General features: G+C 68.4%; 18 protein-coding genes and 1 tRNA gene. 14 read left to right on the top strand and 5 right to left on the bottom strand.

The window, feature by feature from the left end:
• Positions 1 to 12 precede the first annotated feature (12 nt).
• The 6 genes from BKA04_RS02285 to BKA04_RS02260 all read left to right on the top strand — a co-directional run bounded on the left by BKA04_RS02285 (position 13) and on the right by BKA04_RS02260 (position 4,401).
• Positions 13 to 1,200 (top strand): sensor histidine kinase, encoded by a 1,188-nt coding sequence (locus BKA04_RS02285; RefSeq protein ID WP_134542214.1) that lies wholly within the window; start codon positions 13 to 15, stop codon positions 1,198 to 1,200.
• A complete protein-coding gene (locus tag BKA04_RS02280) occupies positions 1,197 to 1,865 on the top strand; it encodes a response regulator (RefSeq protein WP_104094961.1) in 669 nt (222 codons plus the stop codon). The genes BKA04_RS02285 and BKA04_RS02280 overlap by 4 nt, the downstream gene beginning before the upstream one ends.
• 155 nt (positions 1,866 to 2,020) lie before the next feature.
• Positions 2,021 to 2,344, top strand: a complete 324-nt coding sequence (locus BKA04_RS02275; protein WP_104094960.1) for an SHOCT domain-containing protein — start codon at positions 2,021 to 2,023, stop codon at positions 2,342 to 2,344.
• Between the two features lie 119 nt (positions 2,345 to 2,463).
• Positions 2,464 to 3,387, top strand: coding sequence for a sensor histidine kinase (locus BKA04_RS02270; RefSeq protein WP_167309641.1), 924 nt, complete (start codon positions 2,464 to 2,466; stop codon positions 3,385 to 3,387).
• Positions 3,374 to 4,093 (top strand): AzlC family ABC transporter permease, encoded by a 720-nt coding sequence (locus BKA04_RS02265; RefSeq protein ID WP_104094958.1) that lies wholly within the window; start codon positions 3,374 to 3,376, stop codon positions 4,091 to 4,093. The genes BKA04_RS02270 and BKA04_RS02265 overlap by 14 nt, the downstream gene beginning before the upstream one ends.
• Positions 4,090 to 4,401: an AzlD domain-containing protein gene (locus tag BKA04_RS02260; protein WP_104094957.1), complete on the top strand. Its 312-nt coding sequence runs from the start codon at positions 4,090 to 4,092 to the stop codon at positions 4,399 to 4,401. Before BKA04_RS02265 ends, BKA04_RS02260 begins: the two co-directional genes overlap by 4 nt.
• A 7-nt stretch (positions 4,402 to 4,408) precedes the next feature.
• Here BKA04_RS02260 and def read toward each other — a convergent pair whose 3' ends face one another.
• Positions 4,409 to 4,975, bottom strand: coding sequence for a peptide deformylase (def, locus tag BKA04_RS02255; RefSeq protein WP_104094956.1), 567 nt, complete (start codon positions 4,973 to 4,975; stop codon positions 4,409 to 4,411).
• A 40-nt stretch (positions 4,976 to 5,015) separates the two neighbouring features.
• Between def and BKA04_RS02250 the strand changes: the two genes are divergently transcribed.
• From BKA04_RS02250 to BKA04_RS02240, 3 genes are all read left to right on the top strand, one after another.
• Positions 5,016 to 5,939, top strand: a complete 924-nt coding sequence (locus BKA04_RS02250) for a DMT family transporter (RefSeq protein ID WP_167309640.1) — start codon at positions 5,016 to 5,018, stop codon at positions 5,937 to 5,939.
• Positions 5,940 to 5,979: 40 nt separating this feature from the next.
• Positions 5,980 to 7,218 carry a glycosyltransferase gene (locus BKA04_RS02245; protein WP_221234009.1) on the top strand — a complete coding sequence of 413 codons (1,239 nt, stop codon included), beginning with the start codon at positions 5,980 to 5,982 and terminating at the stop codon, positions 7,216 to 7,218.
• Between the two features lie 16 nt (positions 7,219 to 7,234).
• Positions 7,235 to 7,308: transfer RNA gene (locus BKA04_RS02240), tRNA-Ile, on the top strand.
• 46 nt (positions 7,309 to 7,354) lie between these two features.
• On the opposite strand, the gene BKA04_RS02235 is transcribed toward BKA04_RS02240, so the two are convergent.
• Positions 7,355 to 7,942 (bottom strand): cation efflux transmembrane domain-containing protein, encoded by a 588-nt coding sequence (locus BKA04_RS02235; RefSeq protein WP_232841936.1) that lies wholly within the window; start codon positions 7,940 to 7,942, stop codon positions 7,355 to 7,357.
• Positions 7,943 to 8,029: 87 nt separating this feature from the next.
• Here BKA04_RS02235 and BKA04_RS02230 point away from each other — a divergent pair, with 87 nt between their 5' ends.
• The 3 genes from BKA04_RS02230 (at position 8,030) to BKA04_RS02220 (ending at position 10,451) form a co-directional block, all read left to right on the top strand.
• Positions 8,030 to 8,410, top strand: a complete 381-nt coding sequence (locus tag BKA04_RS02230; RefSeq protein ID WP_104094954.1) for a hypothetical protein — start codon at positions 8,030 to 8,032, stop codon at positions 8,408 to 8,410.
• 111 nt (positions 8,411 to 8,521) lie between these two features.
• Positions 8,522 to 9,712, top strand: coding sequence for an MFS transporter (locus BKA04_RS02225; protein ID WP_104094953.1), 1,191 nt, complete (start codon positions 8,522 to 8,524; stop codon positions 9,710 to 9,712).
• Between the two features lie 4 nt (positions 9,713 to 9,716).
• Entirely contained in the window at positions 9,717 to 10,451 is a 735-nt protein-coding gene (locus BKA04_RS02220) for a dienelactone hydrolase family protein (protein ID WP_221234007.1), read from the top strand.
• On the opposite strand, the gene BKA04_RS02215 is transcribed toward BKA04_RS02220, so the two are convergent.
• A complete protein-coding gene (locus BKA04_RS02215; RefSeq protein WP_104094952.1) occupies positions 10,448 to 11,644 on the bottom strand; it encodes a MarP family serine protease in 1,197 nt (398 codons plus the stop codon). The genes BKA04_RS02220 and BKA04_RS02215 overlap by 4 nt on opposite strands.
• A 66-nt stretch (positions 11,645 to 11,710) precedes the next feature.
• On the opposite strand from BKA04_RS02215, the gene BKA04_RS02210 reads away from it, so the two are divergent.
• Entirely contained in the window at positions 11,711 to 12,538 is an 828-nt protein-coding gene (locus tag BKA04_RS02210) for an aldo/keto reductase (RefSeq protein WP_104096578.1), read from the top strand.
• Positions 12,539 to 12,592: 54 nt separating this feature from the next.
• The gene (locus BKA04_RS02205) at positions 12,593 to 13,150 is read left to right on the top strand and encodes an MDR/zinc-dependent alcohol dehydrogenase-like family protein (protein WP_104094951.1); all 558 of its coding nucleotides are present in this window, start codon (positions 12,593 to 12,595) and stop codon (positions 13,148 to 13,150) included.
• Between the two features lie 3 nt (positions 13,151 to 13,153).
• On the opposite strand, the gene surE is transcribed toward BKA04_RS02205, so the two are convergent.
• A complete protein-coding gene (gene surE / locus BKA04_RS02200; RefSeq protein ID WP_104094950.1) occupies positions 13,154 to 13,903 on the bottom strand; it encodes a 5'/3'-nucleotidase SurE in 750 nt (249 codons plus the stop codon).
• Complete coding sequence (locus BKA04_RS02195) at positions 13,900 to 14,895, bottom strand: PfkB family carbohydrate kinase (RefSeq protein ID WP_104094949.1); 996 nt, start codon at positions 14,893 to 14,895, stop codon at positions 13,900 to 13,902. The genes surE and BKA04_RS02195 overlap by 4 nt, the downstream gene beginning before the upstream one ends.
• Between the last annotated feature and the right edge of the window lie 23 nt (positions 14,896 to 14,918).

Genomic DNA, 14,918 nt, shown 5'->3' with positions numbered 1-14,918 from the left:
TACGATCGACTCATGTCACAGCCGGGTTCGCAGGGCCACGGGTTCCGCGGAGCCGGGCCACCTCACTGGGCCACGCTGTGGGTCCCGGTCATCCTGTCGTTCGCGATCCAGGTGGTTCCCGTGCTGCTTCCACGGCGATTCGGCCCGCCGATGGCACCGGTCGTGCACCCGCGCGAGTTCGTGTTCGCCCTCGCGATCATGCTCGTGGGGCCGCTCGCCCTCATCGCCGCGCGACGGTTCCCCGGGCCGGTCGTGGCGGTGACGGCCGCAGCCGCCTCCATCGCGATGCTGTTCGGCGGGCAGGACTGGCCGCCGTACATCGCCCTCGGCTTCGCGATCGTCTCCGCGATCGTTCGCGGTGCACGGATGTGGGCCTGGATCTCGGTGGGTGCAGCTTGGCTCACCACGCTCGTCTGGGCGCTCGCAATCGGAGTCAACTGGCATCCGCTGCGCATCGCGGGGGTGACCCTCGGCATCCTCATCGTGTTCGGGATCGGCGAAGGCCTCCGCACCCGGCGCGAACAGTTCGCCGAGTACCGCAGGATCGCCGCGGAACGGCGCTCGAGCGAGCTGCAGGCCGAACGGGTGCGCCTCGCCCGCGAGTTGCACGACGTGCTCGCGCACTCGCTCAGCCAGATCAATGTGCAGGCGGGGGTCGGCCTCCACCTCATGGAAACCCAGCCGCAGAAGGCGGCCGACGCCCTCGCGAGCATCAAGCTCACGAGCAAGACTGCGCTCGACGAGGTGCGCTCGGTCCTCGGCATCCTGCGCTCCGACGGCAGCCCGGATGCGCCGCTCGTCCCAGAGCCGGACCTCTCCCGCCTGCCCGGCCTTGCGGCCTCCGTGACGAGTCAGGGCATCACTGTCGCGCTCGACGACGCGGTCACGGCGCCGCCACCTGCTGCGACTCAGCTCGCGATCTACCGCATCGTGCAGGAGTCGCTCACGAACGTCCTGCGCCACGCGAAGGCGACGGCGGCGAGCGTGACGATCGCCGAAGAGTCGGGGGAGTACGTCGTGACCGTCGTCGACGACGGCACGTCGGCGGGCGCAGCCGACCCTGCGGCCAGTGACGGTCGCGGCCTGCTCGGCATGCGCGAGCGCGCCGAGCTGCTCGGCGGCAGTCTCCAGGCCGGCCGCGAACCACTCGGAGGCTTCCGCGTCGAAGCCCGGATCCCGATGCGAGAGGCACGCCCATGACCATCCGCGTCGCGATCGCCGACGACCAGCAGCTCATCCGCGCCGGCTTCCGGTCGCTCCTCGAGGCCGAGCCCGACCTCGAGGTCGTCGGCGAGGCAGGTACCGGCACGGAGGCCGTCGCCCTCGTGGCCGGCACGCGCCCTGATGTCGTGCTCATGGACATCCGGATGCCGGACGGCGACGGCCTGTGGGCGACGGAGCAGATCGTCGGGGACCAGGCGCTCGCCGGAACCCACATCGTCATCGTCACGACCTTCGAACTGGACGAGTACGTCGGCCACGCGATCCGCGCCGGGGCGAGCGGCTTCCTCGTGAAGGATACGGAGCCGGTCGAGCTCATCCGCGCCGTCCGGGTCGTCGCGGCCGGAGACGCACTCCTGTCGCCCGGTGTCACGCGCCGCCTGCTCGAACGCATTTCGACTCGCCTCACAGAGCCCCCGGATGCCCACGCGCTGCAGGTACTCACGGAGCGGGAGCGCGAGGTGCTCGCCCTCGTCGGCCAGGGTCTGACGAACGACGAGATCGGCGGGCGACTCTTCCTGAGCCCGCTCACGGCCAAGACGCACGTCTCCCGCATCATGTCGAAGCTCGCCGCGCGCGACCGGGTACAGCTCGTCGTCGTCGCGTACGAGACCGGACTCGTGCGCGCAGGCTTCGCGGAATAGCTCGGGCCGGCACAGTTCCGTGCGGAGTAGCTCGGCACGCCGACCTGCTCCGAGCGCAGTACACGGAGTGCATCCCACCGGCAGATTCGCCCGTCGACCGCGATCGCGATGCTGGATACACGGGCTCATCCGGAGCCCCGACTGAAAGGTTCATCGTGCTCACTTCACTCGCACTCGCCGCAGCCGGCCCATACATGCATGGGCCATTCGGCTTCTGGTGGCTCGGGTTCCTCATCCCACTGTTCTGGATCCTGGTGTTCGCCGTTCTCTTCGGAATCTTCGGTCGCCGTTGGCGTCGTCGCGCCTGGGAGAACGGGTACGGCCCGCACGGACCGGGCCACGACGGCCCCGGCCGCTTCGGCCCCACTCGCAGCGCGGAGGCGACCCTCGCCGAGCGATTCGCCCAGGGAGACATCGACGAGAAGGATTACCGCGCACGCCTCGAGGTCCTGCGCGCGAACTCCGGGTCCGGCGCCTGAGCGACCCATGACCGACGAGTGGATGGCGAGGGAATTCTCCCTCGCCATCCATTCCGGTAGCCTCGATCTGCACCGGATCGCGAGTCATCGCGACGCGCCGGATGCCGAGGAGGATACCGATGTTGACGTGGCTCGAGGCGAACGCCTTCGCCGTCGCCCAGGCGACGCTCATCGCGGTGGTCGTTCTCGTGGTCCTCGTCATCGTTCTGCTGGTCCTCCTGCGGAAAGCACGGCGGACGCGGCGCGCTGAGGCTGCAGCCAGGGTGCACGCCGAGCGGGACGCCATCGACCTCGAACTGACCGGCCGCGAACTGCTCGCCCGACTTCGTATCGTCCGCGAGCTGCACGATGTCGCCGCGCACTCGATCTCCGGCATCGTGACGAAGGCGGAGAGCGTTCGCCACGCGGCTACAGCCGATCCGGAGAGCCCGATCCGGGCGGCGGAGGCCATCGGCGAAACGGCGCGGAAGGCACTGGCGGACCTTCGTCGCATCGGCACGGTCGCCAGGGAGGACCAGGACGATCGGCTCCCGCAGCAGCGCATCGACGGGGTCCCCGATCTGCTCGCCGTGATGCGCGACGCCGGCCTCGTCATCGACCTGGAGGAGAGTGGCGAGCCGTTCGACCTGCCCAAGGGCGCTGAACTCGCCGTCTACCGGGTCATCGAGGAGTCGCTGTCCAACACGCTGAAGCATGCCGGCGAGGGCACCCATGTGACGGTGTCGCTGACCTGGCGCGACGAGGGCCTGCAGGTGCTCGTCGACGACGACGGCGTGCGCGCTGCGCTGCGTCGCGATGGGCTCGACCCCAACGACGCTCCGCCCAGGCAGGGAACCGTCGACGAGGATCTCGGCGCCCTGACGGATGTCGTGACGGGTCCCGGCATCAGCGAGATGCGCGAGCGGGTCGAGCTGTTCGGCGGTGTGTTCACCGTGTACTCGGTGCCCGGCGTCGGATTCTCCACCTCAGCGGTGTTCCCCGCACTCCGGTACGACAACGGCGTCCACGGCGTCAACCTCGGCGGTCGCCGTGGCGAGAAGTAGCGAAGACTCCGCGGCGATCCGCGCGGGTCTCGCGGTCGGCCTCGCCGCGGCGGCGTACGGCGTCTCCTACGGTGCCCTCGCGGTGGCGGCGGGCCTCGACGTCTGGCAGACCTGCGTCATGAGCCTCGTCATGTTCACCGGCGGTTCGCAGTTCGCCCTCATCGGAGTCCTCGCGACCGGCGGAGTGGCCGCCGGGCCGACGGCGATTGCGAGTGCAGCGATCCTCGGCATCCGGAACGGGATCTACGGTGTTCGGGTCGCCCCGATGATCGGCGGCCGCTGGTGGAAGCGCGTCGCCGCCGCCTGGGTCACGATCGACGAGACCACCGCCGTCTCGACCAACCAACCGACACTGCGCAGTCAGCGCCTCGGTTTCTGGACGACGGCGGCGGCCACGTTCATCGGGTGGAACCTGACGAGCCTCATCGGCGCGCTCATCGGCGACGCCCTCGGCGATCCACGCCAATGGGGGCTGGATGCGGCTGCCGCGGCCGCATTCGTCGGCCTCCTGTGGCCGCGGCTCAAGCAACGGCAGACGATTGCCGTCGCTTCCGCAGCGGCGGTCGTCGCTGTCGCCCTCACCCCGGTGTTACTCCCTGGTCTGCCCGTGCTGGTGGCGGGGATCGTCGCCGTCGTAGTCGGCGGATTCAACTGGTTGTCGAACGCCGAGCCCCCGCTCATCCCCCTCGAGAGGGAGGGCATATGACGATGTGGCTCATCGTGATCATCGCGTCGCTCGCGTGCCTCTCGCTCAAGCTCGCGGGTTACCTCGTGCCGTCGTCAGTGCTGGACCGGCCGACGCCCGCGCGCATCGCGAACCTTCTCACGGTCGCCCTGTTGTCTGCACTCGTGGGCGTTCAGACGCTCGGGCACGGCGTCGGGCTCGAGTTCGATGCGCGCGTGCCAGCCGTGCTCGTCGCGGTCGTGCTCTTCGCCCTGCGCGTGCCGTTCGTCGTCGTCGTGGTCGCCGCAGCGGCGACGGCGGCGCTCATCCGGTTGTCCGGATGGGGTTAGCTTCGGCTCAGTAACCCTCGAGGTGGTCGATTCCCGGCAGCCAGCTGAGATCGGGGACCCCCCATCCGTTCTTCCGGATCGCCTTGGATGCCGCACGAACGTTCGCGTGGTCCAGCCGGTCCGCGTACAGGATGCCGTCGAGGTGATCGAATTCGTGCTGGAAGATGCGGGCCAGCCAACCGGATGCCGTGATCTCGAAGGGCTTCCGGTCGGCATCCACCGCTCGCAGGATCGCCTGTGGAGCGCGCCGAAGCGGGTAGCGCTCGCCGGGGATCGACAGGCATCCCTCGGACTCGGCCTCCTCATCCGGGTCGCCCGTCGGCACCGGGGTGATCCACAGCTCAGGGTTGACGGCGGCGCCGGAGTGCACGCCGTCGGCGTCGGTCCAGTCGAAGACGAAGACGCGGAGCGGGACGCCCACCTGCGGGGCGGCGAGTCCGACGCCCGGCGCAGCCTTCATGGTCTCCGTCATGTCCGCCACGAGCTGGTGCAGCGCGTCATCGAATTCGGTGACGGTGCGGGCGGGATTGTGGAGTACGGGATCTCCCGTGATGAGGATAGGGAGTACGGCCATTCGCCAAGAATATCCCGTGCGCAACCGGTAAAGTCGTGGGGTGCCGCCTGATCTGAGTGACTTCACGGATCACTTCGTGACTCTCACCCCGAACCAGTGGCTTGGCATTCCCGTCGCCCTGATCGCCGCGGTGTTCCTGGCCCTCGGAGCCCAGTTCCAGCATCGAGGGGTCGGTCGGGTCGAGGCCGACACGGGTGAGATCGACACGAGCCCCGGACTCAGCCCGAGACAGCTGCTGCTTCTGCTCGCCCGGCCGTCCTGGGTCATCGGCACCGTCATGCTGGGGCTCGCCGTCGTTCTCCAGCTCACGAGCCTGTACCTCGCGCCCATCATCGTGGTGCAGCCGTTGGGTGCGACGGCGCTCGTCATCACCGCCATCGTCAACGCGCGGATTTCGAAGGTCGCACTCGACCGCAAGTCGATTCGGGCGATCGCGTTCTGTGTGGGCGGCGTCGGCATCTTCGTGACCGTTGCGGCGTTCACGGCCAAGTCGAGCCCGATCAGTGCAGGGCAGCTCGGCGTGATCCTCGCCATCCTCGGCGTCATCACGATGGGCTTCTCCCTCGCGTTCGCGTTCCTTCGCGACCGGTTCAAGGCGATCGGCTTCATCCTCGGCGCAGGGGTTCTCTACGGATTCGTGGCGACGCTCGCGAAGGTCGTGATCGACCGGGCCAAGACCGGTGACTTCGAATGGCTCACCGTCACGTGCATCGTCGCACTGCTCGCCGCGGCGGTTCTCGGCGGTTACTTCGTCCAGAACGCCTACTCGTCCGGGCCTCCGGATCTCGTCATTGCGGGGCTCACCGTCGTCGACCCGCTCGTGGCCGTGACGATCGGGATCGTCGTACTGCAGGAGGCATCCGGGGCGCCGTGGTTCGCGGCCGTCGCCTACATCGCGGCGGGAGCGCTGGCTGTTTACGGTGTGTTCCAGCTCTCGAAACATCATCCGCAGGCGCAGCGGTAGGCTGGAAGCCACGCCAACTGCACGAGGGAAACCCCACATCTTGCCTGACGCCTCACACGATTCGGCGCACGACGCCGGTCGTCCATTGCGCATCCTCATCGGTGCCGACACCTTCGCGCCCGACGTCAACGGGGCGGCCAGCTTCACGTCGCGACTCGCGGCGGGCCTCGTCGAGCGCGGCCATGAGGTGCACATCGAGGCGCCGGCGTTCAGCCGGAAGCACGGGCGGTTCATCGAGGAGCACGAGGGCGCGAACCTCATCGTGCACCGCGTCTATTCGTGGCGGTGGTTCCCGCACGACTGGCTGCGGTTCGTGCTGCCGTGGCGCAGCCAGGCGCACGCGGCGCGCATCCTCGATGAGGTGAAGCCGGATGTCGTGCACATCCAGTCGCACATTGTGATCGGCCGAGGGCTGGCCAGGCAGGCCACGACCCGGGGCATCCGGGTGATCGCGACGAACCACTTCATGCCGGAGAACCTCATCCAGCACACGCTGCTGCCGAAATTCCTGCGCAAGACGGCCATCCGGATCGCGTGGAACGATGCAGCGAAGACGTACCACCTGTGCGAGGCGATCACAACGCCGACGAGGAAGGGCGCGGAGTTCCTGGAGGCGGCGACCGACCTCACGGGCGTGCACGCGATCTCGTGCGGGATCAACTCGAGCGAGTACACGCCGAGTTTCGCCAAGAAGACGGAGAACCGCATCCTGTTCGTCGGTCGGGTGACGGGGGAGAAGCACATCGACGTGCTGATCAGGGCGGTCGCCAGGCTCGACCCGTCGCTCGAGGCGAAGCTCGAGATCGTGGGCGGCGGCGACCTGATGAACCACCTGAAGAAGCTCGCGAGCGACCTCGGCGTCGCCGATCGGACGACGTTCACCGGGTACGTCTCCGAGGAGGAGTTGAAGGCCGCGTACACGAACGCGACGGTGTTCGCCATCCCGTCGATCGCGGAGCTGCAGAGCATCGCGACCATGGAGGCGATGTCGTCCGGGCTGCCGGTCGTCGCGGCGAATGCCATGGCGCTGCCGCACCTCGTGCACTCGGGGGAGAACGGCTACCTGTTCGAGCCGGAGAACGTCGATGACCTCGCACAGAAGCTGACGACGGTGCTCACCGCGAGCGATGACGAGCTCACCCGGATGAAGCGCAACAGCCTCAAGCTCATCGCGCCACACGACATCCAGCGCACGCTCACCACGTTCGAGAGACTGTATCGTGGGGAGGCGGTGACCGATCCGGTCACCGAAGTGTCCCTCGACGAGCAGGCATCCTGAGGCTCGCCGGCGGCGCGGGGCGGTAGCTCAGCTGGTTAGAGCAGCGGACTCATAATCCGTCGGTCACGGGTTCAAGTCCCGTCCGCCCTACGGTCACCGCCCTGCGGATTCTCGACGTGATTCTGGATGCGTCGGTTCACGGCTCAGGCTCGAGCTGCTGGCGCGACTCGTCGCTCGCGACCCGCCAGACGGCGCGGGCCGCATCCAGGTTGAGGAGTCCGATCGCGATGCCGACGATGATGTCGGGCCAGCCCGACTGGAGCGGGATGGCGACGAACGCCGCGGCGATGATCCCGACGTTGGCGAGCGCATCGTTGCGCGCCGAGAGCCAGGCTGCGCGGCTCAGGCTTCCCTCATGGTGGCGGTGCCGCATGAGGATGAACGCGCAGGCCAGGTTGACCACGAGCGCCCCGAGCGCCGCGAGTGACATGGGTGCGAAGGCGGGCGCCACGGGGTCGAAGATCTTGACGATCGCGGTCACGAACGTGACCACCGCGGGCACCATGATCACGACGGCCAGGACGCGGCCGACGGTGCTGCGCGCTCGCGGGCTCCACAGCACGGCGACGAAGATCAGGAGGTTGATGCTCGTGTCCTCCAGGAAGTCGACGCTGTCGGCGAAAAGCGAGACGGAGCCGATGAGCAGCGCGGTCGTGAACTCGATTCCGAAATACCCGAGGTTGAGCAGACCGACGAGGAGCACTGCACGCCGGAATCCAGTCACCCGCATAGTCTAGGTCGCGCCTCGAAGCGGTTCCGGTCATCCGCGCACCGCAATCGGCCCGCCATCGCCATCCAATAGAGTTCGCCCATGACCGCTTTCGCCGCCATCGCCGCCACCGTCGTCCTCGGGCTCCTCGCCGTGTTCCAGCTCGCCCTCGTGGCCGGAGCACCGCTCGGGCATCTGGCCTGGGGCGGCCAGTCCAGGGTGCTTCCCACTCGGCTGCGCATCGGCAGCGTCGTCTCGATCGCCATCTACGCGCTCATCGCGGCGGTGCTCCTCGAGCGGGCCGGCCTCATCCGACTGTTCGGCGACCCGGGGCTCGTTCAGGTCGCGGTCTGGGTCGTGTTCGCCTACTTCGCTCTCGGCATCCTGCTCAACGCGATCTCGCGCAGCACACCCGAGCGGTACACGATGGTGCCGGTCACGCTCGTGCTCGCAGCGCTCAGCCTGGTGGTCGCGCTCGGCTGAGTCGTCTCATTCGGATGCCGGGCGCTGTTGCGGACATCCCGCTCGATGCACCACCGGTGTGTGCATTGCCATGTGTCAGCGCACCCGTGCAGGAGCCTCTAACCTGAGAGGATGCCGACTCCCGCCGTGAAGCCGCGGCTCTCCCGCGAGACCGTCGTGCTGGGAATCATCGCGTTCTTCGTCATGGTCGGATTCGGGGTGGTGATCCCCGTCCTGCCGGTGTTCATCCGCAGTTTCCACGTCGGATACATCGAAGTCGGCGCGGTCGTCTCCGCGTTCGCGCTCGCTCGGTTCGTTGCCAGCCCCTTCGTGGGGAAGCTCATCGCATGGGGAGGCGAGCGCACGATCCTCGCGACCGGCATCGGCATCGTCGCCGTCTCGAGCGCCATGGTGGGTCTCGCGCAGACCTACATCGAGGTCCTCGTCCTGCGGGGTGCCGGCGGCATCGGGTCGGCGATGTTCTCCATCTCCGCGATGTCCCTCCTGCTGGGATCCACTCCGCCCGACCGGCGCGGCAGGGCGGTCGGCTTCTACCAGGGTGGTTTCCTCATCGGCGGGATGGCGGGGCCGGCGCTCGGCGGTCTGCTCGCCGTCATCTCCCTCCGCGCCCCGTTCTTCTTCTACGCCGGAACCCTGGTGGTCGCCGGCGTCGTGGGGCTCCTCTTCCTGCGGCCAGTGTCGAAGGGGGCGGTGCCCGATGCCACCGCGGCCGCGCCCATCCCGTTCCGCGCAGTGCTGATGGACGAGCGCTTCCGGGCGGCCTGCATCGCGAATTTCGCGTCCGGATGGGCGAGTCTCGGAGTCCGCAGCGCCCTCGTGCCGATCCTCGTCGTCGAACTCCTCCACCAGGAGGAACTGTGGACAGGCATCGCCTTCGCCATCGCGGCCGTGGCCCAGACGCTCGCGCTCGGCCCGGCAGGCACGTTCGTCGACAAGGTGGGCAGGAAGCCCGCCATCATCGGCTCGTACTCGGTTGCCGCAGCGGTGATGCTCGCGATCCCGTTCACTCCGAACATCACGGTCCTCATCATCCTGCTGTCCGTCTTCGGCATGGCAGCAGCCTTCATGGGGACAGCTCCCGCGGCGGCAGTCGGCGATGCGGCGGGCGCGAAGAGCGGCCAGCCGGTCGCGGTGTTCTCCGCCATCTCGGATCTCGGCGCGATCGTCGGGCCGCTGGCCGCGGGGGCCCTGCTCGACTCCGTGTCGTACCCGGCAGCGTTCGGGTCGGCCGTCATCCTGCTCGCTGTCGCAGCGCTGTACGCACTCCGGATGCCCGGCGCACGCGCGGCGGTGGCAGGATGACATCATGCCCATGATCCAGATCCCCGACTCCGACCTCACCGCCTACCGGGCAGAACCGCACGGGGAGCCGAAGGGCGCCGTCATCGTCATCCACGAGATCTGGGGACTCGTCGACCACATCAGGTCCGTCGCCGACCGGTATGCGGCGGAAGGGTACCTGGCGGTCGCGCCGGACATCCTGAGCGACGCAGGCGTCTCGCCTTCCGTCGGCCAGGAGCTTCACAATCTGGCGAAGAACCAGGATGAGGCCACGCGGATGACGGCCCAGCCACTCATGCGGGAGAAGCTCACCGCGACGCGGGAGCCCGCATACGGCGCGTGGGCGATCAGCCAATTGCGCAGGGTCGTCGACTACCTGGAGACCCAACCGGGCGTCGACGGGCGCATCGCCGTGACCGGATTCTGCTTCGGAGGCAGCTACGCTTTCGCGCTCGCGGCGGCCGATCCGCGGGTGAAGGCGGCTGCGCCGTTCTACGGGGCGCCACCGGAGGAGTCCGACATCGCATCCATCGCCTGCCCGATACACGCCTTCTACGGCGGGCTCGACGAGAGGCTCATGGACTCGCTTCCCGCCGTGTCGACGGCGATGGCGGATGCGGGGGTCGACTTCGAGGCGACGGTGTACGAAGGAGCACGGCACGCGTTCTTCAACGACACGAACGACCTCACCTACGATGCGGAGGCGGCGTCGGATTCCTGGACGCAGGTTCTCGAGTTCCTGGAAGCCGAACTCGCCTAGCGGCGGACGCAGGAGCCGGATGACACTCGGGTGTTGAGGGCTGCAGCCCTGTCGGCAACCGGCCGGACCTCATCCATCGTCTGCGCGTATCCGACATTCTCCACGTCGACGGATTTCGCAAAGACGACCCCGGCCACGGCGCCGCCCGTGGACAGCAACGGGCCGCCTGAGTTGCCCTCCTCCACGTGGGCTGCGAGCTGGTAGACGATCATGTCGTGCGGGTTCTTCCCGTAGATGTCATTCACGCGCACCGTCATCACATGCTCGACACGTGCGGACCCCGATTGGTACGGCCCACCGAGCGGATACCCGTCGAACACCGCCTCGTCGCCGTCGGAGAGGTTGCTGCGGAGCGCGATGGGCGGCGCGCCCAGGCCGCTGACCGCGATGATGGCGAGGTCGTTCCGAGGATCGAAGTAGACGATGCGGCCGGGCAGCGCGCCCTGCCCTGGCACCTCGACGACCGGTTGGCTCACGCCCGCCACGACGTGCGCGTTCGTCATGATCCGATTCTTCGCGACGACGAACCCGCTGCCCGACTGGTTCTGGCCGCACTGGTATGCGGTTCCGGTCACCTTGACGACCGACTTCGCGGCCTTCGCAAGCGACGGGGTGCCGGTGTCGACTTTCGGTATCGTCGGCGGCGCCGTGGGGGAGATGTCTCCACCCGCCGCCGAGGCGATGCGCGGGATGGCGTCGTCGATGACGAGCGAGCGCAATTGGGCGAGACCGCTCTGAATGGGCGGCGGCGTGAGGTCGTCGATCGTGCGCAGGACGGTGGACCCGGCGATGGCCTGCGACAGCAGCGGAACTCCGAGCGAACCGATACTGAAGGCCACCATCGAGGCGATGAGCGCTGTGACGATCGCATTCACTATCGCGCCGGCGATCCGGTCGACGATCCCGAGCCGGGTCTCCTCGACGCGCCTGCCGATGGCGCGGCCGACCAGGGTCCCGACCGTCTGGCCCGCGGCGATGAGGGCGAACACGCACACGAGGATGATGGGCAGGCGCCAGTCGGGCCAGGGGATCCACGAGCCGACGAGGGGGATGGCGAAGAACGCGGCGATACCGCCGGCCACGATTCCGGCGAGGCCGAACATGCTGCGGATGAAGCCCACGATCCAACCGAAGCTCAGGTAGGCGAGGATGAGGAGCACGAGAAAGGCATCCAGAATTCCTGAGGGGGACATTCGCGCTCCTTATCTCGCCTGCCAGCAGAGACTACCGCGTTGAACCTGCGCGAGACTGGATGCATGATGATTCCCACGCGAACCCTGAACGACGGCCGGGAGCTCCCCGCGATCGGCTTCGGAACCTACAAACTGAACGGTGACGAGGGCGTCGACGCGATGGTCGGCGCCATCGGCGCAGGCTATCGGCTGCTGGACACCGCTCTCAACTACGAGAATGAGGCCGAGCTGGGGGAGGCGGTGCGACGTTCGGGGATTCCTCGCGAGGACATCCTCATCACGTCGAAGCTGCCGGGGCGATTTCACGGTTTCGAGGAGACGAGGGCCGGATTCCACGAGTCGCTCCGGAATCTCGGGGTCGACTACCTCGATCTGTTCCTCATCCACTGGCCACTGCCCAGGATCGGCAAGTACGTCGAGTCGTGGCGGGCGATGATCGGCCTGCGGGATGAGGGTCTCATCCGGTCCATCGGCGTGAGCAACTTCACGCGGGAGCACCTGGACGTGATCATCGGGGAGACCGGTGTCGTGCCCACGGTGAATCAGATCGAACTGCACCCGCACTTCCCTCAGGGCGAGATGCGCGCATTCCATGCCGAAAAGGGAATACAGACGGAGAGCTGGACACCGCTGGCTCGCCAGCGGTCCGTTCTCACGGACCCCATCGTGACGGCGGTCGCCGGCGCTCACGGTGTCACTCCCGCGCAGGCGGTGCTGAGGTGGCACGTCGAGCTGGGCAGCATCCCTCTGCCGAAGGCGTCGACGGGGGCCCGGCAGCACGAGAACCTCGGCGTTTTCGGCTTCGAACTCACGGATGCCGAGGTCGAGTCGATCTCGTCGCTCGAGTCCGGGCGGTTGTGGGGCGGCGATCCGGAGACGAACGAGGAGTTCTGATCGAACCCTCAGTTTCGGCGGAATAGTTCCGCACGATCACCGGTTTTCCCCTGTATGACGACTTCGACTTTCCGGCGGCCCGTCGCGGGGCAGGTGCGCGTGACCATCGACGCGGTCGGAACGATGATCGCGGCGACCGTCTCGGATGTCGGCCTCGCCGCGGACGGTTTCGTGCGCGGTGACAGGGTGGCGTTCTCGCCTGCCCTCGCGGAGAACGCCGTCATCGACGTCGACACCCTCATCGGCATCCCCAAGAACGTGTCGGACCGTCAGGCCGCCGACCTTCTGGCGCCGGGCCTTCTCGCCCGCGCGATGATCACGCAGGTGCGGCCGTTCGCCCGTGGCCAGCACGTCGCCGTCGAGCTCGTCAACTCGACGCTGCGGCAGGTCGTGTCGGCGTGGGTGGCATCGCTCGGCGGAACGCTCGTCACGGACGCAGGGGATGCGGATGTCGTGTACGGCGAGCAGGATCGCCGCCTTGCGGCTGTGGAGGCCTCGCATCGCCAGGGGCGGATCCAGCAGGCGGCCACCGAGGTCTTCCAGGCCATTCGGGCCGGCGTGTTCGATGACGTGCATGTGGCGCACCGCTCTGCGGATCGGGTCGCAGCGTAGGCATCAGTCCTGGAGCGCCGGCTCCCCGGCCTCCGCGATCGAGGCGATGTTCGTGACCGTCGCGAAGCCGGATGCGAGAAGGGCGGCGTCACTTCCCGGTTCCTGACCGGCAGGGGTGTCGGCGACCGAGAGCCTCGCGTGCTCTTCGTCGTTGTGGGTCATGGTCGTCTGCACGATTCCGAACGCCGCAAGCGAGCCCTCGCGCAGCTCGGGTTCGGTTCGTGCACGGTTCGGGACGTTCAGGTTGAACACCGTGCCGGTCGGCATGACCTGCAGGCGCGAGAGGAGTCGCCGCACGAAGGGCGCCGCGGCATCCCAGTGGAATTCCTCTGGATGCATCCCGACGTCGAGCGAGACCGCGAGACCCCTCGCACCGTTGACGCCGCCGGTCAGCGCGGCGCCGACAGTGCCGGAGTGCAGGATCGCCCGTCCGACGTTGGCGCCCCGGTTGATGCCGGAGAGCACGAGGTCCGGCACGGGGCCGAACGCGCTGTGTGCGGCGATGAGGGCGATGAGCGCGGGCGCGGCCTGGACGGCAAACGCGGGGACCCCCTCGAGCCCCTCGAGTTCCCGGCGTTCGAACTGGATGCGGCCATCCGTCGCCGCCCCGGTGATGGATGCGCTGCTGCCGCTCGACTGCGCGGCCGGCGCGGCGATTGTCACTTCGAGACCGGCCTCGCCCGCGAGCACGGCGAGCCGATGCAGGCCCGCGGAATCGATGCCGTCGTCGTTGGTGGCCAGGGCGACGGTCATACTTCGTCGTCCGAACTCTCGTGCACCTGGCCCGCCAACTCTTCGGGACTGAGACTCATGGCCTCGTCGACCTCGTCTCCGAGCGTGCGGGCCCTGACGAGGTCCCGCATCGCGGTGATCGCCTCGAGGTCACCCGTGCCGAGCCCATGACGGGTGACATTGAGCGCGCCCGCCGCCGCGCCGACCATCACTGCCTCGTCGGTCGTACCGCCTGCGGCGAGCGTGGCGGCAACGCCGGCCGTGAGGGAGTCGCCCGCGCCGCTCGTGTCGGCGATCTCCATCCGCGGCGGGGTCACCTCGTTGAGCGCGTCGTCGGTGAGCACGAGGAAGGGTTTGTCGGCGCGGGTGACGATGACCGTCGCAGCACCCTCAGCCTTGATCGCGCGCATGGCGGCGATGACCTGGTCAGTGGTGTTCGCGTGCACGCGACCGTCGGCCAGCAGTTCCTCGTCGCTCACCTTCGCCACCGTCACGCCCCCGGCGAGGGCGGCCGTGAGCCGTTCGCCGGCGAGGTCGACGACGACCGGGTGCCCGGAGGTCCGGATGTCCGCGGCGAGCCGACGGTAGACGTCCGCGGGGAGCGTGTCCTCCCCGGCGGGGCCGCTCAGGATGACGAGGTCGGCCCGCATTCCCTCGCGCAGGGTGACGCCGTAGAGCTCGTCGAGGTCATGTCTGCTGATCGGGGCGCCGCCGGTCTCGACGACCTTGACCCTCTCGCCGCCGCGGCGGTCGTGCACATAGGCGCCGCCGCGTGCTTCGCGTTCGACCGCGACGACGTGGATGCCCTCGTCGTCGAGCAGGTGGCGCAGCATCCGCCCGCTCTCTCCGGACAGCACGCTGCACAGTGTGACGTCCGCACCGATCCTGCGCAGCATGCGCGCCTGCCAGACTCCCTGCCCGCCGGCGTGGAAGTGGACGTCAGGACCGTCCGGATGATCCTCCACGGTCACGGTGAGGACCGGTGAGGGGGCGAAGATCACGATCTCGCTCATGCTGCGACGGTAGGGCGGGGAGC

It is taken from the genome of Terrimesophilobacter mesophilus (genome assembly GCF_014200375.1).
Classification (GTDB): Bacteria; Actinomycetota; Actinomycetes; order Actinomycetales; family Microbacteriaceae; genus Terrimesophilobacter; species Terrimesophilobacter mesophilus.
Note: the sequence above shows the minus strand (reverse complement) of the source record. Positions and strands in the feature narration are given on the sequence as shown.

Excerpts from the sequence above, each read along its gene's own strand:
- BKA04_RS02260 (WP_104094957.1), top strand. The coding sequence starts at position 4,090 with ATGACGATGTGGCTCATCGTGATCATCGCGTCGCTCGCGTGCCTCTCG.
- BKA04_RS02215 (WP_104094952.1), bottom strand. The coding sequence starts at position 11,644 with ATGTCCCCCTCAGGAATTCTGGATGCCTTTCTCGTGCTCCTCATCCTC.
- BKA04_RS02210 (WP_104096578.1), top strand. The coding sequence starts at position 11,711 with ATGATTCCCACGCGAACCCTGAACGACGGCCGGGAGCTCCCCGCGATC.
- surE (WP_104094950.1), bottom strand. The coding sequence starts at position 13,903 with ATGACCGTCGCCCTGGCCACCAACGACGACGGCATCGATTCCGCGGGC.
- BKA04_RS02225 (WP_104094953.1), top strand. The coding sequence starts at position 8,522 with ATGCCGACTCCCGCCGTGAAGCCGCGGCTCTCCCGCGAGACCGTCGTG.
- BKA04_RS02270 (WP_167309641.1), top strand. The coding sequence starts at position 2,464 with ATGTTGACGTGGCTCGAGGCGAACGCCTTCGCCGTCGCCCAGGCGACG.
- def (WP_104094956.1), bottom strand. The coding sequence starts at position 4,975 with ATGGCCGTACTCCCTATCCTCATCACGGGAGATCCCGTACTCCACAAT.
- BKA04_RS02220 (WP_221234007.1), top strand. The coding sequence starts at position 9,717 with ATGCCCATGATCCAGATCCCCGACTCCGACCTCACCGCCTACCGGGCA.
- BKA04_RS02230 (WP_104094954.1), top strand. The coding sequence starts at position 8,030 with ATGACCGCTTTCGCCGCCATCGCCGCCACCGTCGTCCTCGGGCTCCTC.
- BKA04_RS02195 (WP_104094949.1), bottom strand. The coding sequence starts at position 14,895 with ATGAGCGAGATCGTGATCTTCGCCCCCTCACCGGTCCTCACCGTGACC.
- BKA04_RS02280 (WP_104094961.1), top strand. The coding sequence starts at position 1,197 with ATGACCATCCGCGTCGCGATCGCCGACGACCAGCAGCTCATCCGCGCC.
- BKA04_RS02205 (WP_104094951.1), top strand. The coding sequence starts at position 12,593 with ATGACGACTTCGACTTTCCGGCGGCCCGTCGCGGGGCAGGTGCGCGTG.
- BKA04_RS02285 (WP_134542214.1), top strand. The coding sequence starts at position 13 with ATGTCACAGCCGGGTTCGCAGGGCCACGGGTTCCGCGGAGCCGGGCCA.